The sequence below is a fragment of the Massiliimalia timonensis genome, assembly GCF_900186585.1.
Taxonomy (GTDB): domain Bacteria; phylum Bacillota; class Clostridia; order Oscillospirales; family Ruminococcaceae; genus Massiliimalia; species Massiliimalia timonensis.
The window spans coordinates 205,192-228,263 of the sequence record NZ_FYDD01000004.1 but is presented as its reverse complement, the minus strand read 5'-3'; the positions used below and the strand labels follow the sequence as shown (position 1 = coordinate 228,263).

Below are 23,072 nucleotides of genomic sequence, written 5' to 3'. Positions count from 1 at the left end.
GACGATTCAAAAGAAAGGAATAGAGACATGACAAACCTTTTACTGGAAGCGAAAAGCCAACTGGAAGAACTGATCCGGGATGCGCTGGGCAGATGTGTGCGCAGCGGCGCTCTTGCCGACGAGCCGATCCCAGCATTCCAGATCGAGATCCCGGCGGACACCTCCCACGGGGATTTCGCCAGCAATATCGCAATGGTAAGCGCGCGCGCGTTCCATCAGGCTCCTAGAAAAATTGCCGAGGAAATTTCCAAAGAACTGGCGCTGGAGGGTAGCTACTTTGAACGCTGCGAGATCGCCGGCCCGGGATTTATGAATTTCTTTGTTGCGGGTCGCTGGTTTTCCGACGTGCTGAAAGGTGTGGCTGCTGATGCAGACCAATACGGCCGTTCCGAATTTGGCGGCGGAAAAAAGGTAATGGTGGAATTTGTTTCCGCTAATCCCACCGGGCCGATGCACATTGGAAATGCACGCGGCGGCTCGATCGGGGACTGTCTTGCTTCGGTACTGGATTGGGCCGGATATGATGTAACGCGGGAATTCTATGTAAATGACGCGGGCAACCAGATCAACAAATTCGGTATGTCCCTTTCTGTGCGGTACCAGCAGCACTTTAAAGGGGAAGAAAATGTAGAACTGCCGGCAGACGCTTATCAAGGCAAGGATATTGTCGCGCATGCAGAAAAATTCGCCGAGCTGTACGGCGACAAATACATGGACTGCGATGAAGAGACCCGCCGACAGGCATTGGTCGACTATGCGCTGCCCATCAATATCGAAAACCTGAAAAACGACCTTGCCAAATACCGCATCCTTTATGATGTATGGTTTATGGAAAGCACCCTGCACGAAAGCGGGGAAGTGATGAACTGTATTGACCGGTTGACCAAAAATGGGTACACCTATGAACAGGATGGAACTCTATTTTATAAAGCGACCGCTTTCGGCGCTGAAAAGGATGACGTCCTAGTTCGTTCCAACGGGGTCCCGACCTACTTTGCGGCGGATATTGCTTATCATTACAATAAATTTGCGGTCCGCGGGTTTGACAAAGTGATCAACATCTGGGGTGCAGACCACCACGGCCATGTAGCCCGCTTAAAAGGCGCTATGGATGCGATTGGCTTGGACGGCAGCAAGCTGGACATTGTTCTGATGCAGCTGGTCAAGCTGATGCGGGACGGCGAACCGGTGAAGGTGAGCAAGCGTACCGGGAAGTCGATCACGCTGGTCGACCTGCTGGATGAAGTCCCAATCGATGCGGCACGGTTTTTCTTTAACCTAAGGGAGGCGAATTCCCAGATGGATTTCGACCTAGATCTGGCTGTGGAAACATCCAGTGAAAACCCGGTTTACTACGTCCAGTATGCGCATGCCCGGATCTGCAGCATCCTTTCCAAACTCCGTTCGGAGGGAAAAGTGCTCGCCGATTGGAAGGAATGCGATTTCTCCCTGCTGACCCAGCCGGAAGAACGGGAGCTGATCCGCTTTATCGCCACCCTGCCAAACGAGATCATCGAGTCCGCCAAGGCATACGATCCCGCGCGGATCACCCGTTATGTGATCACCCTTGCGACCCTGTTCCACAAGTTTTACAATGCCTGCCGTGTAGACAACGATGACCCGGCTTTGACTATGGCGCGTTTAGGACTGTGTACCTGTGTGAAAACAGTGCTTTCCAATGTCCTGCACCTGTTAAAAATCGACGCGCCGGAAAAAATGTAAGGAAAGGATTCGATTATGGACGTGGATTTATCGGTTCCGTTGTTACTTGACGGAGCGACTGCCACTAATTTGTTTTCTGACAAAATCCCAGAGGGGACCTGTATCCCAAAATGGATCACAGAACACCCTCAAAAACTAATTTCCCTGCAACGGGAATTCCTGTCCGCAGGATGTGGATTGCTGTACGCGCCGACCTTTGGCGCCGGCAGAAATAACCTGGCCCAGCACGGGCTGGAGGATGAATTTGAAACGCTGAACCGGACTTTAGTTGAGCTTTCCAAACAGGCTTCGGCTGGAAAAGTGCCTGTAGCTGGCGTGCTTTCACCGACTGGCTTGGAGGTAGAGCCGTTTGGGGAATCCTCCTACACAGAGGTAATGGACGCGTTCCGGGAACAGGCCTCCATTTTGGCAGAGGCCGGCGTTGACCTTTTTGTTGCGGAAACCATGGTTTCGATCCCTGAAGCGCGCGCGGCGGCAATCGCACTGCGCAAGTTTAAAAAACCAGTTGTCATTACCATGACCATTGACGAAGAAGGGAACACCTTAGACGGGGGAAAGGCGGTCAACGCTTTGATTATCCTACAGGAGCTAGGGATCGCCGCCTTTGGTTTAAACTGTTCGTGCGGGCCTGCCGCCATGCTGGAAGTGTTACAGCAGATGACCGAGTATGCAAAAGTACCTTTGGTTGCCAAGCCCTCTGCATCTTCTTATGACGAGGATCGTCATACCTTGATTCCGGGGCTGCCGCCGGAACAGATGGCAGAGCAGATGAAAGCCCTGATCCAGGCCGGCGCTTCCTTAGTGGGGGGATGCTGTGGGACAACGCCGGAGCATCTGCGTAAAATCGGAGCAATGCTGCAGCAATATCCTCCTGCAGTGATCTTTGATTCCACCCGTCCGATCGAAAAAGAAGACGAAATTATTTTGGCGGACAGCACCGAGCACTACCATCTGTATTCTGACCAAATCGAATGCTCCGCGCCATTATTGTGCAGTCCGGATATGTGCGACGATTTTCTCCGGCTGGAGGAAGAGTGCATCGACGTGATCGTGGTTGAGATCGACAACGTGGATGAAGCCCGGGATTTCGGCGCAAACGCGCACCTTTCTTCTTTGCCGATCTCCGTTTACTCCCATGACGAGATCGCCCTGCGGCTTGCCCTCTTGCTTTACACAGGAAAAGCGCTGGTGGATTCCCGTTCCAGCATCGAAGAAGAGACCTTGAAAAAGATCGCCAAGAAGTACGGTGCGATCATTTATTAAGGCGCATTGACATGGAGCGGCTCAAGTTTACCGGACTGCTTTCTTGTTTTTCCCTGTCGCCATCTTTCAGAAAAATATGGTGTTTTTTCCGATTGCCTGTTGTTTTTGGCCCCTTGGGACCATCAACGGAAAAGGTGAAAAGACCGCCTGAAATAAAAAAGGAGCAGCTCGTATGGGCTGCTCCTTTTTTATTTACCGTTCGTCCAGCGGGACATATTCTTTGTGTGCTCCAACATTCATATAAGCCGGGCGGATAATTTTCCCCGCGTTTACCAGTTCTTCGATCCGGTGCGCGCTCCAGCCCGCGATCCTTGCAATCGCGAAAATCGGGGTGTATAATTCCAACGGCAGATCCAGCATACTATAAACGAACCCGCTATAAAAGTCTACATTTGCGCTGACGCCTTTGTAAATCTTCCGTTCATCCCCGATCACTCTCGGCGCTAAACGTTCTACCGCAGAATAAAGGGCAAATTCCTCCTCACGCCCCTTTTCCTCAGATAGGCTCTTTACAAAGTGTTTAAACACATTTGCACGCGGGTCAGAGATAGAATATACCGCATGCCCCATACCGTAGATCAGGCCGGCTTTATCAAAGGCCTGTTTATGTAATAATGCTTTCAGGTAATTAGAAATCTCTTCGTCGTCGTTCCAGTCTTTTACGTTCTGCTTCATGTCCTCGAACATCTGCACCACCTTGATGTTCGCACCGCCGTGCCGCGGGCCTTTCAGCGAGCCAAGCGCCGCCGCGATCGCGGAATAGGTATCCGTCCCAGAGGAGGTAACGACGTGGGTGGTAAAAGTGGAGTTGTTTCCGCCGCCGTGCTCGGCATGCAGTACCAGCGCCACATCTAAGATCCGCGCCTCTAACGGCGTGTATTTTTTATTGGGGCGGAGGATCCTTAAAATGTTTTCTGCGGTGGATAGCTCCGGTTTCGGTGAGTGGATAAACAGGCTCTTCCCGTCATGATAGTGGCTGTACGCCTGGTATCCGTAAACAGAGAGCAGCGGGAACAGGGAGATCAGCTCCAGACATTGGCGCAAAACATTCGGGATGCTGGTATCATTCGCATTTGCATCATAAGAGTACAAGGTCAGCACACTTCTTGCCAGTGTATTCATCATGTCCTGGCTTGGCGCTTTCATGATGATGTCCCGCACAAAGCTGGTTGGAAGTGTCCGGTAATCAGCTAAAACACCGCAAAATTCATCCAACTGTTCCCGGTTGGGAAGATTGCCGAACAACAGCAGATAGGTCGCTTCTTCAAATCCAAACCGCTTTTCACTGACGAACCCACGCACCATTTCTTCCACGTCTACGCCACGATAGTATAGTTTCCCTTCGCAGGGTACCATCTTGCCATTTTCCTGTTTCTTAGAAACAATATCTGAAATTTCAGTCAAACCAGTCAAGACGCCTTTTCCATCTAAATCACGCAGACCTCTCTTTACATCATACTGTTGATAAAGCTGCGGGTCGATCGGTCCATTGCTCATGCACAGCTTTGTATAATGTTCAATCTGTGGTGTGATCTGAGAAAATTTATCTGCCATCATACACCCATCCTTTCTGATTTTACTCCAAACTTGTAAAGAAGTGATACCTTTAAGTATAAAACAACTTGGTATAAAAATCAAGTTGCCGGCTGATAAATTAATAATCTGCACATATGAAATTCATATTTTATTCTTGATAAAAGGCGGATAACTGTTGTTATCCGCCTTTTTCCTAGATTTTATACTCGTAATGTCCCGCTTCCACGCTAAAGTTCTGGTTTTCTATCTGAATCTCTGCGGTACAGCCAGACGGTACGTCAAAGATGTAAACAGTCTTCCCATTTGCACGGTACCAGCCGCTGGCCACCTTTCCATAAACTGTTTTCAGGGAAGCCTGCACCGAGCTGAGCCGTTTGTCAGTGATCGGCCGGAACAAAATGCGCCGGTATCCGGGAGCAGACTCATCCGGACAGATCCCCGCCATTACGCCATACATCCAGTCAGCAACCGAGCCATATGCATAATGGTTAAACGAGTTCATATCCGTGCTCCACATTTCTCCCTTTTCATTGATCCCATCCCAGTGCTCCCAGATGGTGGTAGCGCCCTGGTTTACTGAATATAACCATGATGGGAAATCCTCCTGAAGCAACAGGGTATAGGCAAGCTGCGCATACCCGTTTTCAGACAGCGCATGCAGCAGGTACGGCGTGCCCACAAACCCAGTTTGCAGTCGGTTCCCGTTATCCTCTATCATCTGCGCCAAATGCCTCGCAAAAGGAATTGGCTGGTCGCAAAGATGGAAATAAAGGGTAATAACATAAGCTGTCTGCGTATTGCAGGTCAACTCACCGCCGCGGATGAATTCCTGCTGGTACCGGCCACGTACCTTCTGGTACAGCAGCTCGTATTCTTCCATATTTTCTCCCAAGACCTTTCCAGCCTTGATCAAAAGGGAGGTAGAGTAAGCAAAATACGCTTGGGCGATCAAATCGGGATCGGTCGAGCCCTTATAGCTTCCCGCCGGGGCATCCAGCCCCAGCCAATCCCCAAAATGGGTGCCGCCTTTCCAAAAGACGCCGTCTTCGCTGACGGAACGGATATAATCGATCCAGCGCTTCATACTGTGGAACTGGTTTTCCAAAATATCTTTATGTCCATAAGTAAGGTAAAGCTGCCATGGGCAGATCACTGCTGCGTCTCCCCAAGCCGCAGAATGCATCTGGCTGTCAAACACATTTGGAATAACATCCGGGACACTTCCATCCGGCTCCTGTTCCGCCGCCAAATCCTTGAGCCATTTGCGGAAGAACTGTTCTACATCATAGTTATAAGCCGCCGCACGGATAAACACCTGCGCATCCCCAGTCCATCCCAGACGTTCGTCACGCTGCGGGCAGTCGGTCGGGATATCCAAGAAATTGCCTTTTTGTCCCCAAATAATGTTCCGGTAAAGCTGGTTGACCTTGCTGGAGGAGCACTCAAACCAGCCGGTCCGCTCCATGTAGGAATGTACCGCGACCGCCTCGAAGCGGGAGGGGTCTACCTCTTCCGGCCATTGATCTACCCGCACATAACGAAAGCCCATAAAGGTAAAATGCGGCTGATAGGTTTGCTCCGTACCATCGCAGATATAACAGAGCTTCGCCTTGGCGGAGCGTAGGTTCTCATTGTAAAAATTACCGTCCTTATCCAGAATCTCTCCATGGGAAAGCTCGCACACAGCACCCGGCTCCCCTTTTACCGTAAAACGCACATACCCAGTCAGGTTCTGGCCAAAATCCAGTACAGTCTCTCCTCTAGGGGTTTTCAGCAGAATAGGTTGAAATACATTATGCTCCCGGATTGGTGCCCCCTCTTGTGGAATGAGGTTCTCCTTCTGATAGTTTCCCAGCAGGACCGGCTTCCAATCCTTTACCTGCCAGGATGCATCGTAGGTCTCGCCGTCATAAATATCGGAAAAACGCACCTTGCTTTGCGCATATTCCCAGTCGCGGTCTGTGATGATAAGCACCCGGCTGCCATCCTGATACTCTACCGCCAACGTGGCGATCAACGCCGGCTTATCCGAATAAGCTTTTACTTTCCCGTTAAACCCGATTCGGCCAACCGCCCATCCATTGCCAACCAACGCTGTCAGTTCATTTTCTGGCTCCAACAGCTCTGTCACATCATAAGTCTGATACTGTAATCTGTGCTGATATGCAGTAAATCCGGGCTGAAGCACGTCTGTACCGATCCGGCGGCCATTCAGCGACGCCTCATACAATCCCAAGGCAGTTATCGCCAGCATCGCGGAGCGCACCTTTTTTTGCTCCAAAATAAATTTACGGCGAAATACCGGGCTGGCCCCGTTTAGATCTTCCGCCGCGGTGATCCAGTTTCCCGCTAAAATATTATGGGTCATATCATTCCCACCTTTTATCAGATTTTTCTTATTTTATAAATCAAGTTCATTGTAGCACAGGCATTTTTACTTTACAAGAAAGGGAAAGCCGAATCATCAGAATCCCTCTGAATTTCACGAAAAAACGGGTTTGTTTTTGGGCAGTATTTCAACGAAAAAAACAGGGGAGAACAACTATCTCCCCTGTTTCAATGTCCAGATTTAGAAGCGGAAATCACGTTTCCCTTCTTCGATCTGTTTTAAGTTTTCTATTGTTTTTGCTCGGATCTTTTCATTCTTAATTTTCGGGATCTCTTTTTCGATCAATTCTTCTGCGAACCGGCGGGTCTCCTCACTGGCATAGTCGATCACATATTCCTTTAAGGTCATCAGCGCGTTCGGCTGACATACGTTGCAGATCTGCCCGGTCTTCGCAAGCTGCATGAAACGGTCGCCTGTCCGTCCTTCCCGATAGCATGCTGTGCAGAAGCTGGGGATATACCCCGTCCGGCACAAACTGTTCATGATCTCGTCCAGACTCCGTTCATCGTTTACTTCAAACTGCGCGGTATTGTCCTCTTCCCGCTGTGCTTCATCCGCGTATCCGCCGACCCCAGTGCAGGAACCGCCGCTTAACTGGGAAATTCCTAGCTTTAGCAGCTTCTCCCGGCTTTCCGGTGATTCACGGGTCGAGATGATCATGCCAGTGTACGGTACTGCGCAACGCAGGATCGCCACAATATTATAAAACACCTCGTCCGGCACCCTCTGGTAATCACCGATATTGACATCGCTGGCAAAGCGCATCCGAGGTAGGCTGATGGTGTGCGGGCCTACGCCGCAGGTGTCCTCCAGATGCTTGATGTGCATCATCATCCCAACAGTATCATATTTATAGTCATACAGTCCGTAAAGTACGCCGATCCCCACATCGTCGATGCCGCCCTGCTGTGCGCGGTCCATTGCTTCTGTGTGGTAGGCATAGTTGTGCTTTGGTCCTGCCGGATGCATGTACTCGTAGGTGGGCTTGTGGTAGGTTTCCTGAAACAGGATATAGGTGCCGATCCCCGCCTCTTTCAGCTTGCGGTAGTTTTCTACCGTAGTGGCCGCGATGTTGACATTCACCCTGCGGATCGCCCCATTTTTATGTTTGATGCTGTAAATCGTCTTGATGCTTTCCAGCACATATTCCAGCGGAATATTGACCGGGTCTTCGCCGGTTTCCAGTGCAAGGCGCTTGTGACCCATGTCCTGAAGCGCTATTACTTCCTTGCGGATCTCTTCCTGAGAAAGCTTTTTCCGCTTCATTTCACAGTTGGAGTGATGATACCCGCAGTAACGGCAGGAGTTGACACAGTAGTTAGCCAAATAAAGTGGCGCGAAAAAGACGATCCGGTTGCCGTAAATGCGCTCTTTGATCTTCATAGCGATGCGGTGGATCTCGTCAATAACCTGCTGGTCATCGCATTCCAGCAGTAACGCTACCTGACGGTAGCTCAATCCTTTCATTTCTTCCGCCTGCTGTAAAATTTCCTGCAGCAGTTCTTTATTGTTTTTATTCTTCTTTGCAAATTCGAGCGTTGCTAAAATTTCCTCATCACAGATAAATTCCTCTGCATGAGGGGATTTTGAATCATACATCTTCTTCCATTCCTTTCTTTATTCCCCGCGCTTCCTTGGCGAGCATTGATTTTACGCTGATGCCGGAAATCTGCCCCAATTTCCCGGAAAGGGCGCTGATGACCGGTTCTGGGGCATCTAAGGTCACCGAAATAATATTGACCCCTTTCGCACGATAGGGCAGCCCCATCCGCCCCACAATATATTGAGCATATTCATGCAGGATGTCGTTGGTTCGCCTCACGCTGTCCACATCATAAACAATGATCCCGATCAGGGCAATTCTGGTTTCCATAGGTGCTCCTTTCCTGTGAACGCACAAAACAAAAGGCCTGTGCATCTAAAAGATTAGATACACAGGCCTATTTTCCCAAGTTAAATCGCAGTAACCCCATGTTTGGTTTACCTTGTCAACGTCTTTATCATAGGGATCTTCCCTTGTGCATCAGAACTTTTATTGCTTTTCCAGCCCGGCAGAATCTTCTCCCGCACCGGAATGTTTAACTTCATGATACACCTGAAAGGAACGATTGTCAACCAATATTCTACAGGTGGAGCCAAAGCCCCGCGCCTGTTTCGTGGTGCCGGCTGATAAAGGTAGCACTTGCCCGCGGTGTTTCTTCATCTAAGGTAAAATATACTGCGTTTTGATTCGTCCTTACCTTTCCGGAGTAATTTCCGCCCTTTTGGAAGCTGTATTGCATCGTGCCCAATTCTGCTAAACGGTAGCTTCCCGGCTCTAACCCCTCAAACTCTGCCTTTAGGGTCGCATAGCCCTGGTCGTCTACCGGATACAGCCAGTTTTCTTCAGGTAAGATTCTCCTGTTTTCTATCTTTGTGACCTGCCCGTTTTCATCCAGCCATTCCAGTCGGAACCGGTAGGCGCTATCCGGGTTTGCCAAAAGCTGTGTTTCCTTTACCCGTTTATAAACAGTAAACTTGCCATCAAAAACATTTGCCGGTTTTGCCTCTACACTGATCCCGCAGAAAAATACCGTCGCCAGCAAAATTCCTATCAAACATAAATGTGCCACCTGTTTTACTTTCATGGAAATTTCCTCCTTTTCTTACGCTTACTACCAGTTTGGGAGGATTTTTCCTTTTTATACAGAAACAGGAAGAAAAGGGGAAATCCCCTTTTCTTCCTGTTGACTCATGCTTCCAAACGATTAAAAAACTCCTCCGTAATCTGATCCACTACAGAAAAATCTACATTAGGAGCATAAAATTCTTCTAAGACGTCGTGCGCGGCCTTTGCCTGAGCCAATGCTTCCAGCGCTTCTTCCAAAATAGCGGCCGCCGTTTTTCTGCAAAAGCTGAGGCGCTGTTTTTTCTGGCGCAGGATCTCGCGGTCAAAGAAACGGGTCGCATGGATCACCTTATTGGCATGCACCTGCTCCAATGGGAGAAAACGGCTCCGTGTAACAAATCCAAGCCCCAAATCAGGGATCAGCACCTGGTCGATTTGCGTATCCGGATGGAACGGGGAATAGCAGACGTAACAATCGTACCCGGCCTTCAATACCGCATCGCGGACTATGGTTAAAAACAGGTGGGAACAAATACGGTATTCATCGTCGAGCAAATATACCTTCCCACACAGCGTATTGATTGTATCCTGATATGTAATAAGGCCTTTCGGGGTGAACGCGCTTACCAGCCTTGTTTTTGCAAGACCCATCCCTTCCTGTTTTTTCTTGTGAGATAACTCCCGCTTTAAAATCCCCTGAACCGCACGTTCCAGCTTGGGCTGGTTCAAGCTTTTACGAATCAGCGCTGCATTGCTATCCAGCAACAGGTTCGCACAGCGAAGCAATTCGCAGAAACGCCGGTGGAATCCTGAAATCACTGATGATGTCTGCGCGATCTCCAGCCTGTGTTTGCGCAACTCCTTTTCGCAAAATGCCGGGTAAAAGCTTAAAATCGTTTCTCCCGCGGCCGCAAATCGAGGCTCCATGACATGGGGAGGGGTCCCGTCTACGATCTGGATGCGGTTGTCATGAAGGATCACCCCGTCTAAGGAATCCGGGTCAGAAGAGCAATGCACCCGCTCCACCAGCCTTTCACGGTCCGCATACCGCCTTGCCAGCTTTTTCATCATCGTGGATTTCCCCGTTCCCGGCCCTGCCTTGATAATAAAGGTCTGGAAATCGCTGTAAGGGTCCTGAAGCTGGTCAAAATGGGAGAAAAAACCGTGTTCGGAGTTGGCGCCTAAAAAGAAATCTACAGATAAACTGTTCATAATATCCTCCGTTCCCTGAAGAAATAGTTTTATCTTATCTTATGTTTTGCGCTGTCTTTTGCTACAAAATCATCATTTCTCTTTCCGGTTTCGGAAAAAATAAAAAAACGAAGGGCAAAAGCCCTTCGTTTTTAAGAAATCAAGAAATGCGCCTTGACCCACAGCAATACCGGCGCCAAATAAACCACTGCCAAAATCAACAGCGCCATCCCTCCCAGCAGGAAAACCGCCGCTTTTTCAAACATGGCAGGTATTTTTATCCGTTTGAAGATCCCCAGCAGCGCCACTCCCAGAATCCCTGCCAGACACAGGAGCAGCCCTGCTTTCGCGCCGGGGGTCTGATATTCGATCTGGATCACATTCTCCCCATCTTGAAGCGGCACCGCCATAAAGGTGTCGAATACCCGGTAAATTTCCGCTTCGCTTCCGTTGACCTTGGCGGAAAAGCCTTTGTCATACGGTACAGATAAAAACAGCCATTCCTCTCCGGAGGATTCACAAGTCCCCTGGATACTCCCGCCCCGCACGGTCAGGTCCGCGGTTTTCCGGCTTTGAAGCTGAGAGGCGAGCAAGGGCAGATCCATGCCGTATACCCCAAAGGACTTTGCTTCCACGTCCTTGTGCAGCGTTACCTGAACCTGTACTGTTTCGTTTTCAAATGTCCCCAAATACAACAGCCCGTTCTTGGATTTAGAGGGGTAGCCCTGGAGCAGCTCCTCCCCGTTTACTGATACGGTGAACGCTCCGTTGATCGGTTCGGTCAACTTGGTGCTCAGTGCGTCAAAGCAGTCAAAATAAAGGGCTTGCCTTTGGGTCACCGGGATGCTCCACGTCAGCCCTGACGGGTTGCTCCCCTCTCCCCGTTGGAGCCGGTAGTGCCCGGAAGTCCGTTCCACCGAGATATTCTGCTGTTCTGCCGGCTCATACGAGGTGATAAGCTGTTCTTCACTTTGAAAGATCTCTTGAAATAATTGCTGCTGCACCTCTGAACGGGTCCCATCTGTCAGTTGTTCTGAAAGCCCGCTGTTTGTCACGATCCCTAACGGCAACATATCAGAAAGCGCCCGGATCTGATATTTTTCGTTGATGTAAAGAAGCTCTCCCTCTTCCTCACTGCCGGTGCGTTCTATAATATACCGGTTGCAGAGCAGCGCATCCGTCAGCACAGTCCCGCCTACCGGGCTGGTCTCCATCCAATAGCAGGAATAGCCCAGTTTTTTCATCCCGAATAAATATTCTTCCGAGGTCAGGGAGGTATAATGCCCTAAGTTGTTATATCCTATCCCGCCCAAAAGGTTGATGTCAAAATCCTTATTCTCCATCTTTACCCGGTAATAACCCGTATCGTCGATCCGTCCGGCAAGATCTGCCGCCAGCTGCCAGCTTTGTGGGCTTCGGGCGGCTTGCCCCAAGAACACGTCGCTGTAGAAGAAGCCTCCTGTCAGGGTGGAGGCGCAAAGCAGCAAGGCCAGTGTACGCCGAGTCAGCCATTGATTCTGCCAGCAGAACAACGTGACGAATACACAGAGAAACCCTGCGACAAATACCAGCAGAATACTGACAAACTGCCCGTCGTTCACCCACAGGGAGCGGACATACTGCTTCAGATCCTTGTCCAAAAAGACTAGTACACCGATTACCGTTAATAGGTAAAACGCCATTGTTCCCCAGCACAGGTAAAGCACTTTCCTGCGGCTGTACTTTGGCGCTCCCTGATAAGACGACAGCATCATCGCCGCAAGGACCAGCCCCATCATCACTGTGATATATCCGTACCGCGCCGGAAACGCCTGATAGCTTCCCGTATGCCACATCCGGTTGACCGGGTCAATACAAAGCGGCACGGCCATGAGCAGGAGCAGCCATAAAAACAGCCTGCGCTTTTTAGGGTAATCCGGCGCCGGGAAAATAGCGCCCGCAATCAATAGCGGGCAGGGCAGAAGGATACAAAAGGTCGTCCGGATATCTGCAAAAAAGTTACCGCCGCTCAGGCTGGTGATCAGGTCTACGCCACGGGCGGAGTTTAGGTACTGCCTCCAAAAGCTGAGCCATGCCGGGGCGGTCAAAAGGGCCGCCAGCAGGACAGAGATCCCCAGCAAAAAAGCGGCGCGCCCCCTGCTTTTCTTTTCTATTTCGGAAAAGAAAAACAGATAAAATCCACAGAACAAGACCAAAAACAAGATCAGCATATAGCTCAAATACAGGTTGATGATCAGCATTCCGCTTAAGACAAAAATAAACGCCATTGGGCGGGAGCGGACCAGTAAACGGTCAAGCGCAAGGAGCAGAAGCGGGAACAGTGCCATAAAATCCAGCCAGATCATATTTTGAAAGAACAACAAAGCGTACCCGCACATTGCATAGGAAATCCCCAGTACCGCAGATAAACCTCCGGAAAGCTTGGGGAACTTTTTAAAGAAGAACCACTGCGCGCAGAACCCGCAGAGCATCAATTTCGCCATGACCAGCACATTTACCCAGACGATCAGCTGGGTATCGGGGATCGGCAGCGCCAATAAAGAAAAAGGGCTGGCCATAAAAAATAAGATAACTCCCACAAAATTCATCCCGCCCGCAGTCAGGTGGGAAAAGGTCAATCCATCTCCGCCCAAAAGCATCTGTTTTAATTCCAACAGCAAAGGGATCACCTGCTGGGTCATATCGCCCCACGCCATGGTATTTTCTCCATAAGGAAACAGTCCGCAGAGCAGATACACGGCGGACAGCAAAAGAAACACCCCTGCCGGGGCAAGGATCAGTGAGCATTTGGTTTGTTTCATGGGGCAGAATTCCTTTTGTTTTTTTCTATTATATTATCTTAATTTAATGAATTTGTAAATTTTGTCAAAACAGCAAATATACACTTTGTAAATTTCTGTTCTTCACAACTTATCCACATTATTGCAAAATTTCTTTTCTACTATTTTACACCCTATTTTTGCGGAGTTTTTAACCTTTTCAACTGACTTTTCCACATTATAAATTTTTATTTCCACATTTTCCACCATTACAATCTGTATATTTGTTGAAAAGTCGCTATTTTTCCACTTTTTCAACATAAAAACTGAATATTTGCCATTTTACAAAATACACAATATTTTTATTTTCAATTTATGCAGAAACACGGTTTTTTCTTTTCTTCCAAAAAAAGGTTGAAATTTTATTTTCCCTGTAGTATATTCAAACTGTAAACGATTACATTTTAGGAATCAAAAATTGTAATCGTTTACGAAATCAAGCTTGCGAGGTGTGAAATGGCAACGATCAAAGAGGTGGCGCGCCTGGCCGGTGTTTCGGTGGCAACAGTATCCCGCGCACTGAACCAGCCCGAAAGTGTAAAAGAAAATACCCGCCGGCAGGTAATGGAGGCAGTTCATGCATTGCATTACAGCCCCAACTTTTTGGGTAAAAATTTACGCCAGCTCCACACAAAGCGGATCTTAGTGGTGCTCAATAGCATTTCTAACCAGTTTTATTCCCGCGTAGTACGCGGTATCGAGGATAAGGCCCGAGAGCTTGATTACAACGTCCTCATCATGACGACCCGTGACCTGCAAAAGAATATTCTAGACGCCATTTCCATGATACAGACCAAAGTCGTGGACGGCGCGATCTTTATGACGACCCTTCACGCAGAACAACAGATCAGCGAGCTAAACCGCAGTTACCCCATCGTCTGCGCCTGTGAACCAGTGGGTGACCCGGATATTTCCTGCGTCAGCATCGACAATATTCAGGCAGGTTATGACGCAACCAAATTTTTGATCGAAAACGGGAAACGGCGGATCGCATTGCTGGGGATCGAATCGGACCTGCTTGATACAGATTACAACGGGACGCTCACCGGCTCCGCGATCATGCGCGAAACCGGGTACCGCAAAGCGCTGAAGGAGGCGGGGATCCCAGTGGACACCGCGCTTCTCTTCCCGGAAGGCCTCACCTACAAGGCGGGAAACCGCTGTGTAAAACAAATTCTAAAATTACAGGAGCTGCCGGATGCGATCTTTGCCTTTTCCGATGCCGGGGCGATCGGAGCGATTCAAGCCCTGGAGGCAAACGGGATCCACGTTCCGCAGGACATCTCCGTGATCGGATTTGACAACACGGCCATGAGTGAAGTTTACCAGCCGTCAGTCACAACGATCGGGCAGCCGCAGTACACCATTGGCACTACGGCGATGGAGCTGTTATTTGAACGTATCGGCGGCAATCCTACACAAAGCGTGCTGGTTCAGCACCGGCTGATCCAGCGGCAGTCAGTCTGCCCCTCTAAATAGTCTCAGTTTTGGGAAACCATTTTTATAGATTTATTCTGAAAAGGAGTTATTCGCATGGAAAAACTAAAAATCGGTATCGTCGGATGTGGCGGTATCGCCAACGGGAAACACCTACCGGCGATCAAGAAAAACGGAAATTTTGAGATCGTGGCTGTCTGCGACTTGATTGAAGAGCGCGCCCTCAAAGCCAAAAAGGAGTATGGCACAGAAAACACAAATGTTTACACCGACTATAAACAGCTTCTGGAGCAGGAAAAGGAGATCGAAGCAGTTTATGTTTTAACTCCAAACCGCTCCCACAGCTTTATTTCCATCGACGCCATGAAGGCTGGGAAGCACGTGATGTGCGAAAAACCGATGGCAAAAACCTATGCGGATGCCAAAGCCATGGTAGAAACCGCCAAAGAAACTGGAAAAATCCTGAATATCGGTTATCAGAACCGCTATCGTCCAGATTCCCGCTATTTGAAAGCAGCCTGTGAAAACGGCGATTTAGGCGAAGTATATTATGCAAAGGCACACGCCATCCGGCGCCGTGCCGTGCCAACCTGGGGCGTTTTCTTAAATGAGGAAGAGCAGGGCGGCGGTCCTTTGATCGACATTGGCACCCATGCGCTGGATCTAACTCTTTGGATGATGGATAATTATGAGCCGGCCTCTGTTACCGGTTCTGTCTTCAAAAAGCTGGGCGACCAAAAAAACACCGCGAACGCCTGGGGCGACTGGGACCGTGAAAAATTCACGGTAGAGGATTCCGCGTTTGGCTTTATCAAAATGAAAGACGGCGCGACCATTGTGCTGGAAGCCAGCTGGGCGCTGAACAGCCTGGATGTAGATGAAGCAAAAACCTCCCTTTGCGGGACCAAAGCGGGCGCCGACATGAAAGACGGGCTGCGGATCAATACCGTAAAATACAACAAGCAGGTCACCGAAAAACCCGCCTTGGATGCAGCGGGAGTTGCATTCTATGACGGGGAAGGGGAAGACGCTCCCGACGTGGAACAGGATGTCTTCTATAACGCTGTGAAAAACGGCGGCGAACAGATCGTAAAACCAGAACAGGCGTTGGTCGTGACCCAGCTTTTGGAAGCGATCTATAAATCCGCAGAAACCGGAAAAACAATTTACTTTGACTAATTTAAAAAGGTGGTATCATTATGTACGTTGCTGTTATGAATCCTGTTTTCCAGACAGAATCTCTGGAAGAAATGTGTCAGATCCTTTCCGAACGCGGTGTTTACTCCATTGAAATGGGATGCGGCGGTTCCCCGGGAAAACATCACTGCGACCCAGATGTCCTGTTAAACGATGAAGCAAAATATCAGGAATTTTTAGATACTCTGAAAAAATACGACATGAGCATCTGCGCTTTGTCCACACACAATAACCCGGTTCACCCAAACAAAGAGCTGGCTGATTTTGCGGACAAAGAGCTGACCAAAGCATTTCAGCTGGCCCAGAAAATGGGCATCGACACCATCGTGACCTTCTCCGGCTGCCCGGGCGACAGTGAAACCAGCCAAAAACCAAACTGGGTCACCTGCTCCTGGCCAGATGATTATACCGAAATCTTAAACTGGCAGTGGAACGAAGTGCTGATCCCGTACTGGAAGAAAAAAGCCGCGGAAGCAAAAAGCTACGGCGTGACCAAAATCGCGTTTGAAATGCACCCCGGATTCTGCGTTTACAATCCATACACCCTGTTAAAGCTCCGTGAGGCGGTCGGACCAGAGATCGGCGCGAACTTTGACCCAAGCCACCTGATCTGGCAGGGGATCGACCCAGTAGCGGCGATCCGTGAATTGGGCAAACATCACGCGATCTACCACTTCCATGCAAAAGACACCAAGGTAGACGAATACAACAAGGCAGTCAACGGCGTTTTGGATACCCGCCACTACTCCGAAGACCGCTCTTGGAGATTTCGTTCTGTCGGCTGCGGGCATGATTTACTGTTCTGGAGAGATATTGTCGCCGAGCTGCGCCTTGCCGGTTACGACAAAGTAATGAGCATTGAACATGAAGACGGCCTGATGAGCAAGCTGGAAGGGTTGGATACCGCGATCAACACCTTAAAACAGTGTGTGATGAAAGAACCAGCACAGGATATGTTCTGGGCATAATCAGTATGCCTAAAACAATATTTGTATCGTTCGGGGAAACGGCATGGCCTTGGCTGTGCCGTTTTCTTGTGTTGTCAAGCATTTTCTCCTCCCCTGAATGGTAACAGGTTGTTAAAACAACGTGCAGAAATAGAAAGCGCAGTTGGTAGCTTTTCTTTGTGGTAAGCGGTATACTATTGCTAACAACTTATTAGGAGGAAAATTTATGAATTTGGGAAACAACTTGTTCCACGCAAGAAAAAGATGCGGCTTATCACAGGAAGACGTGGCGGAAAAACTGGGCGTAAGCAGACAAACCATTTCAAAATGGGAAACCGATGAAACGGTTCCCGATATTCGCCAGTCGAAAAAAATGGCGGTACTCTACAAGATGACCCTTGATGAATTGATTGATTTTGATATAGATGTAAAGGAAATACAGGAAATCATCGACCAGACCAGCGAGAAAACAGAAGAAAAAGTTGATTGGACCAATGCCTGGGGCAAAAAATATCCCATCTTGCTTCAATATCAAGATAAGGTCAACATCCCTGGCTATGCCCGCCGAATCAATATCATGTTGGATGAACTGAAGCAGGAATATCAATTTAACGAACAGGAGGCCATGCTGGTTCTAAAAGATATTTTATACCATGTCTGGAAAACCAGAAAAGATAAATGACCCGCCTCATCGAGTTTCCGTTGATACGCTTTTGTCCTTTAGGAGATTGCCTAAAGGACACTTCTTTTCTATGGACCTGTCAAAAATCATTCTCTTAATTTGTCCATTTTCCTAAAATTTACGTCCTGCTCTTTACTTTTTTCCTGGATCGGCGTATCCTATTTTCATTAACACGAAAGCGGGGCTTATCCCATGAAAAATTTCGATAACGACAGCATTATTCTGGAACATCTGGCAGATGAAAACGAAAAGTATCTGCACGCAGTGGTTCCCCCTGTTTACTTGACCTCCCTGCATGTCTTCGATACAGCGGAGGAATATCTTCATTTCGACTCAGAAAAAGAAGACGCTTACATCTATGGCCGGGAACGCAACCCCACCGTCTATCTGGCGGAGCAAAAAATCGCCGCCTTAGAACGCGGAAAAAAGGCGCTGATCTTTGCCTCTGGGATGGCCGCGGCCTCAAGCGCCGTCATGGCCACCTGCCATACTGGCAGCCATGTGATCTGCATGAACAACGCCTATGGCCCTCTCCGCAACTTTTTACAATCGTTCTGTACAGAAAAGTTGGGAATGTCCGTCACCTTTGTACGGGGGGCAGACATTTCCGAATATGAACAGGCTATCCGGCCGGAAACCTCCCTGATCGTGCTGGAAAGCCCGTCCACCTTTGCATTTTCTGTGACCGATCTGCGAAAAGTCGCCGCCCTTGCGAAACAGCACGGCATTTACACTTACTTAGACAACACCTACTGCACGCCGATTTTCCAAAAACCGCTGGAATTTGGCATCGACATTGTAATGCACACGCTTTCCAAATACATGGGCGGGCATTCCGATATTATCGGCGGGGTGCTGGTTTCCAACGATCTGGAGTTGGCAAAGGAGCTGGAACATACGATACGTCCTCTCTACGGCGGTATTATGGGGCCGATGGAGGCATGGCTGGTGATCCGCGGGCTTCGCACCCTGTCGGTAAGAGTCCATGCGCACCAACAGACCGCGCTAAAAGTCGCCGAATTTTTAGAGCAGCATCCAAAAATCAAATGCGTGCGTTATCCTGGATTGGCCTCACACCCACAGCATGACCTGATCGCCAGCCAGCAGACCGGAAGCACAGGGCTGATGACCTTTGACATAAACGGGAACAAAGAGGACGCTGTGAAAGTAGTCAACCGGCTCCAGTATTTTAAGATCGGGTGCTCCTGGGGCGGGTTTGAAAGCCTAGCGACCCCGGTCGGATACAACGCCTCACCGGAAGAGCTGGACTTTATGGGCATTTCTGAGCAGACCATCCGCATCCACTGCGGATTAGAGGAATGCGACCTGCTGATCCAGGATCTGGAGCAGGCGCTTGCCGTCTTATCATAATAGCATGAAAGAAAAGTGAGCGAACATGATTATCCCTATCAATGAAGAATTCAGAGCTCAAGTGAATCAACATATCTCAGAGGAATGGGCCGGCCCGGTGGTAATCACCAAGGGAACCGTACATGATACGTCATATTCAGAGGGATTTATTTCCCTTACCAACGGGGAATTAACAGGATATATCCTGTATGAAATCTGCCGGAATCAATGCGAAATACTGGTTCTGCAAAGCATTTTGGAAAATCAGGGAATCGGTTCCGCTTTGATTAAAGCCGTACTTAACAAAGCAAAACAGGCTTATTGCGAAACTGTATGGCTGATAACCACAAACGATAATATCCATGCCATACGGTATTATCAAAAATTTGGCTTTGAGTTGGCCGCAGTTCATATCAACGCGATCGAAGAATCCAGAAAATTAAAACCAACAATTCCATTCTTCGGTAATGAAAAAATCCCACTAAAACATGAATTTGAATTCCAATATAAGCTGTAAGTATACAAGAAAGCGCCTTTCTAATGAAAGGCGCTTTCTTGATAATCACGTTTACTTTTTAGACTCCATATATTTTTGGTATGCGGCACGCAGCTCTTTTGATGTTTCTTCCGGGCAGGTCGGATTGCAGTGCGCCCAAACGCCGGTTTCACTGGAAGCATTAAACTTTTGCTTATCCGCGCTTCTCATCGGCGGGAAGAATTCGATGTGGAAATGGAAATATTCAGACGGGTCCTCGCCGTTTACCGGCGCGTTGTGCATGCACATCATGTAAGGGAAGTTATAGTCAAACAGGCTGTCCAGCATCCCCGCCACATCACGGATGGTGATCCCCAGCAGTTCCTTTTCCTGTTCGGTAAATTCGGAAATATTCTGTTTATGGGAATTTGCCATGATGTACACCCCATAAGGATATTCTGTAAAAAACGGGAGAAATACCGTAAACGCTTCATTCTGGAAAATGATCCGTTTTTCAAATGCCAGCTCCTGTTCCAGCATCTCGCAGAAGATGCATTTCCCCTTTTCCGCCAAAAATTCCTTAGCGGATTCTGTTTCCAGCTGGATCTTTTTCGGCACAAAGGAATAACCGTACATCTGGCCGTGCGGGTGCGGCATCGTTACGCCGACTACATCCCCCCGATTCTCAAAAATAAAGACATATTTGATCTTGGGGTCCGCCTTCATCGCCTCAAAACGCTCGCACCAAAGGTCTACCAGTTTTTTCATATGGCTGTCGGACAGCTCTTTGATCGTTTTGGTATGATCCGGGGAGTACAGAATCACTTCGCATTTCCCGTAAGATTCTGCCGTTTTGAAAAAGCTGTTCGCCACGTCATCCGGAACTGGAGGATCTTGGGACAACGCCGGGAAGTCGTTGTCATATTTCAGCACTTCATAATCCGGTACGTTTCCAAAGCTTGGGCAAAACGGGCAATAGTCCTTCGGCATTTGCGGACGTGCCTGCCGGTTTGAAGCGATCATCACCCAATCTTTTGTCAATGGATGCCATCTTAATTCTGCCATAGCTTTATTACTCCCTTTCCAATTTTACGCCGCCTGCTTCACGGATCTGCAACACATAGCAGGCGCCTTCTCCAAAGACCTGTTCCATTAAAGAGCGGTATCCTTCTACCATGCCGTTTGGCACAAACGCCTGGATCGTGCCGGCAAAACCGCCTCCGTGCACCCTGCATGCACCCTGTCCCTGAAGAGCCCGCTCACTGAGAGCCAGCCCAATGGATACGCCCTGTTCCTCCGGATGCGCAGGAGAGAACACATTCTGAAGCAGCTCATAAGAGGACCGGCCAGATTCTTTCACGATTTGGCAAAACGACACGAAATCCTGCTGTTTCAGCGCTTCGGCCTCTTGCTTTGCACGCTCATTCTCCTGGAAAAAGTGGATGGCACGCAGCACGGCACGGTCGGAAACCTGTTCACGAATTTCAGGCAGACGCGCATAAAATTCTTTTTCTTCTACTTCCCGCAGCACTTCCTTACCGAAGAAAGCCGCCACGCTTTTCATCTCTGTCGGCACCGCCACATAATCAGGGGTAAGATTCGCGTGGTTTCCTTTGGTATCTGTAATGCAAAGAGAAAATCCGCTTGCGGAAAAATCAAAGGCCACCTGTTCGATCACAGGCTGGTCTGGATCGCGAAAATCAATTTCAACAAATGACCCGACCGAACTCACCATCTGGTCCATTAGGCCGCTTGCCTTACCGAAATAATCGTTTTCCGCGTATTTTCCGATTTTGGCGATCTCTACCGCGTCGACTTCACCGCCGCAAAATTCTTTGCTGATCACCGTCCCAACAAGAACTTCAAACGCCGCAGAGGAAGAAAGCCCAGAGCCTTTCAACACATCAGAGGTGGTATAAATATCAAGCCCGCCGACAGGGTACCCCATCTGGGTAAACCGTGCGGCGATCCCACGGATCAGGCTGTTTGACGAGCCCTTTTCCTCTTCGATCGGGGAAAGGGTGGAAAGCTCCACTTCATTCATGGGAAATCCCTTGGATTGTAACCGGATCATATTGTCGTCATTACGGGCGACCACGGCGATAATGTCCAAATTTACTGCTGCGGCCAACACCCTGCCATGCTGGTGGTCTGTATGGTTTCCTCCTACCTCGGTTCTGCCCGGTGCAGAATACAACGCCGCTTCCGTATGGCAAGGGAAAATCTCCTGAAAACTTTCGATTGCTTCCGAATATCTCTGTCTTTGATATGACAGAGCCTTTTCGGGATAAAGGCGGCGGAAAGCCTGATCATACCCGCCGTTTTGCAGCTGGGACTGCAATTGCTTCAACTCCTCCATGGTAATCTCTCCTTTTTGATTGATTCCTAGTTTAAGATTACTTGATTTCTTCACGAAAGTCTATTCAGGAATGTTTTTTAAACATGGAAAAATGTTTCCCAATATGGTTGATTTTCTATAAAAGTACTGATATAATGAACTCAAACTGGAGCTTAGGAGGGACCACGGTATGGAACCTTTTAAATTTTCTTATAAAACTGAAAAAGAAGACGCTATCATGGTGAATATTCACCGGTCGGGTTATCAAAAATGTTCGGCGGGTTATCAAATGGGACCGCTAAGCCGCAGTGTGTACCTGATTCATCATGTTGTTTCTGGAAAGGGGTATTATGTTGCAGGAGGGCAGACCTTCGCTTTACAAGAAGGAGACACCTTTCTGATCTATCCCAACACGGTCGTGAGTTATTTTGCGGATCAAGAGGACCCCTGGGAATATTATTGGGTCGGTTTCTTAGGCGCCGATGTAAAAAACCTGTTGAGCAAAACTGATTTTACCCCGCAAAATCCTGTTATTCGCACCAACCATAGTGAAGAGCTAAAAGAATTGCTGCTGCAGATCTATGAGTCCAGCGGAGGGGAGTATTACCGCCATATCAGGATGGCAGGCTACCTGTATTTGTTCCTTTCTAAGCTGGTGGAGTATTCGGAAAGCCACGAAGAGGCAGTAGACCTTTCGCTGGAATATGCCAAGAAAGCGGTGGATTTTATTTCCGAGCACTATTCCAATCCCATTTCTGTGTTGGATATTGCCGCAGATCTGGGGGTCAGCCGCAGCCATTTGTACCGGATCTTTATGAAAAATTTTTCTATCTCCCCACAGGTTTACCTGGAGCAGTTCCGCATCCGGCAAAGCAGGCTGCTGCTGGAGCAGACGGCGCTTTCTATCAGTGAAATTGCCTCCTCCGCCGGGTATGATGACCCTTTGCATTTTTCCAAGGTCTTTAAAAAGCTATATGGTGTTTCCCCGCGCGGATACCAGAAAGCATACCGTGAAACCCAACAGCAAAAAAAGGGGTAATGTATATTGGTTCTCCTTCTATGTCACAGGAGTATGGAAAAGACAAGGAAAATATATCTTTCTAGCAGAAAAAGCATAC

18 protein-coding genes are annotated in these 23,072 nt (G+C 48.8%); 9 read left to right on the top strand and 9 right to left on the bottom strand.

The window, feature by feature from the left end:
- Positions 1–27: 27 nt before the first annotated feature.
- The gene (argS, locus tag CIB36_RS08820) at positions 28–1,722 is read left to right on the top strand and encodes an arginine--tRNA ligase (protein WP_093989210.1); all 1,695 of its coding nucleotides are present in this window, start codon (positions 28–30) and stop codon (positions 1,720–1,722) included.
- Positions 1,723–1,737: 15 nt separating this feature from the next.
- On the top strand, positions 1,738–2,985 hold the full coding sequence (locus CIB36_RS08815; RefSeq protein ID WP_093989209.1) for a homocysteine S-methyltransferase family protein: 1,248 nt from the start codon (positions 1,738–1,740) through the stop codon (positions 2,983–2,985).
- 192 nt (positions 2,986–3,177) lie between these two features.
- Here CIB36_RS08815 and CIB36_RS08810 read toward each other — a convergent pair whose 3' ends face one another.
- The 7 genes from CIB36_RS08810 to CIB36_RS08780 all read right to left on the bottom strand — a co-directional run bounded on the left by CIB36_RS08810 (position 3,178) and on the right by CIB36_RS08780 (position 13,510).
- Complete coding sequence (locus CIB36_RS08810; protein WP_093989208.1) at positions 3,178–4,542, bottom strand: citrate/2-methylcitrate synthase; 1,365 nt, start codon at positions 4,540–4,542, stop codon at positions 3,178–3,180.
- Positions 4,543–4,714: 172 nt separating this feature from the next.
- Entirely contained in the window at positions 4,715–6,889 is a 2,175-nt protein-coding gene (locus CIB36_RS08805) for an alpha-L-rhamnosidase (RefSeq protein ID WP_093989207.1), read from the bottom strand.
- 201 nt (positions 6,890–7,090) lie between these two features.
- A complete protein-coding gene (hydG, locus tag CIB36_RS08800) occupies positions 7,091–8,509 on the bottom strand; it encodes a [FeFe] hydrogenase H-cluster radical SAM maturase HydG (protein ID WP_093989206.1) in 1,419 nt (472 codons plus the stop codon).
- On the bottom strand, positions 8,502–8,783 hold the full coding sequence (locus CIB36_RS08795; RefSeq protein ID WP_093989205.1) for a TM1266 family iron-only hydrogenase system putative regulator: 282 nt from the start codon (positions 8,781–8,783) through the stop codon (positions 8,502–8,504). The genes hydG and CIB36_RS08795 overlap by 8 nt, the downstream gene beginning before the upstream one ends.
- Before the next feature lie 250 nt (positions 8,784–9,033).
- Positions 9,034–9,537: a hypothetical protein gene (locus tag CIB36_RS08790; protein WP_093989204.1), complete on the bottom strand. Its 504-nt coding sequence runs from the start codon at positions 9,535–9,537 to the stop codon at positions 9,034–9,036.
- A gap of 104 nt (positions 9,538–9,641) precedes the next feature.
- Positions 9,642–10,730, bottom strand: coding sequence for a hypothetical protein (locus CIB36_RS08785; RefSeq protein ID WP_093989203.1), 1,089 nt, complete (start codon positions 10,728–10,730; stop codon positions 9,642–9,644).
- A 131-nt stretch (positions 10,731–10,861) separates the two neighbouring features.
- Complete coding sequence (locus CIB36_RS08780; RefSeq protein WP_093989202.1) at positions 10,862–13,510, bottom strand: YfhO family protein; 2,649 nt, start codon at positions 13,508–13,510, stop codon at positions 10,862–10,864.
- 474 nt (positions 13,511–13,984) lie between these two features.
- On the opposite strand from CIB36_RS08780, the gene CIB36_RS08775 reads away from it, so the two are divergent.
- The 6 genes from CIB36_RS08775 to CIB36_RS08750 all read left to right on the top strand — a co-directional run bounded on the left by CIB36_RS08775 (position 13,985) and on the right by CIB36_RS08750 (position 19,658).
- Complete coding sequence (locus CIB36_RS08775) at positions 13,985–15,007, top strand: LacI family DNA-binding transcriptional regulator (RefSeq protein ID WP_093989201.1); 1,023 nt, start codon at positions 13,985–13,987, stop codon at positions 15,005–15,007.
- 54 nt (positions 15,008–15,061) lie between these two features.
- Complete coding sequence (locus CIB36_RS08770; protein WP_203226444.1) at positions 15,062–16,144, top strand: Gfo/Idh/MocA family protein; 1,083 nt, start codon at positions 15,062–15,064, stop codon at positions 16,142–16,144.
- Positions 16,145–16,164: 20 nt separating this feature from the next.
- Positions 16,165–17,130 (top strand): sugar phosphate isomerase/epimerase family protein, encoded by a 966-nt coding sequence (locus CIB36_RS08765; protein ID WP_093989199.1) that lies wholly within the window; start codon positions 16,165–16,167, stop codon positions 17,128–17,130.
- A gap of 205 nt (positions 17,131–17,335) precedes the next feature.
- Complete coding sequence (locus CIB36_RS08760; protein WP_093989198.1) at positions 17,336–17,791, top strand: helix-turn-helix transcriptional regulator; 456 nt, start codon at positions 17,336–17,338, stop codon at positions 17,789–17,791.
- 192 nt (positions 17,792–17,983) lie between these two features.
- Positions 17,984–19,162, top strand: a complete 1,179-nt coding sequence (locus CIB36_RS08755) for a trans-sulfuration enzyme family protein (RefSeq protein WP_093989197.1) — start codon at positions 17,984–17,986, stop codon at positions 19,160–19,162.
- 25 nt (positions 19,163–19,187) lie between these two features.
- Positions 19,188–19,658 carry a GNAT family N-acetyltransferase gene (locus CIB36_RS08750; RefSeq protein WP_093989196.1) on the top strand — a complete coding sequence of 157 codons (471 nt, stop codon included), beginning with the start codon at positions 19,188–19,190 and terminating at the stop codon, positions 19,656–19,658.
- 51 nt (positions 19,659–19,709) lie between these two features.
- On the opposite strand, the gene galT is transcribed toward CIB36_RS08750, so the two are convergent.
- Positions 19,710–20,681: a galactose-1-phosphate uridylyltransferase gene (gene galT / locus CIB36_RS08745; protein WP_093989195.1), complete on the bottom strand. Its 972-nt coding sequence runs from the start codon at positions 20,679–20,681 to the stop codon at positions 19,710–19,712.
- A gap of 7 nt (positions 20,682–20,688) precedes the next feature.
- Positions 20,689–21,975: a galactokinase gene (locus CIB36_RS08740; protein ID WP_093989194.1), complete on the bottom strand. Its 1,287-nt coding sequence runs from the start codon at positions 21,973–21,975 to the stop codon at positions 20,689–20,691.
- A gap of 169 nt (positions 21,976–22,144) precedes the next feature.
- On the opposite strand from CIB36_RS08740, the gene CIB36_RS08735 reads away from it, so the two are divergent.
- Entirely contained in the window at positions 22,145–22,993 is an 849-nt protein-coding gene (locus CIB36_RS08735) for an AraC family transcriptional regulator (protein ID WP_093989193.1), read from the top strand.
- The last annotated feature ends 79 nt before the right edge of the window (positions 22,994–23,072 follow it).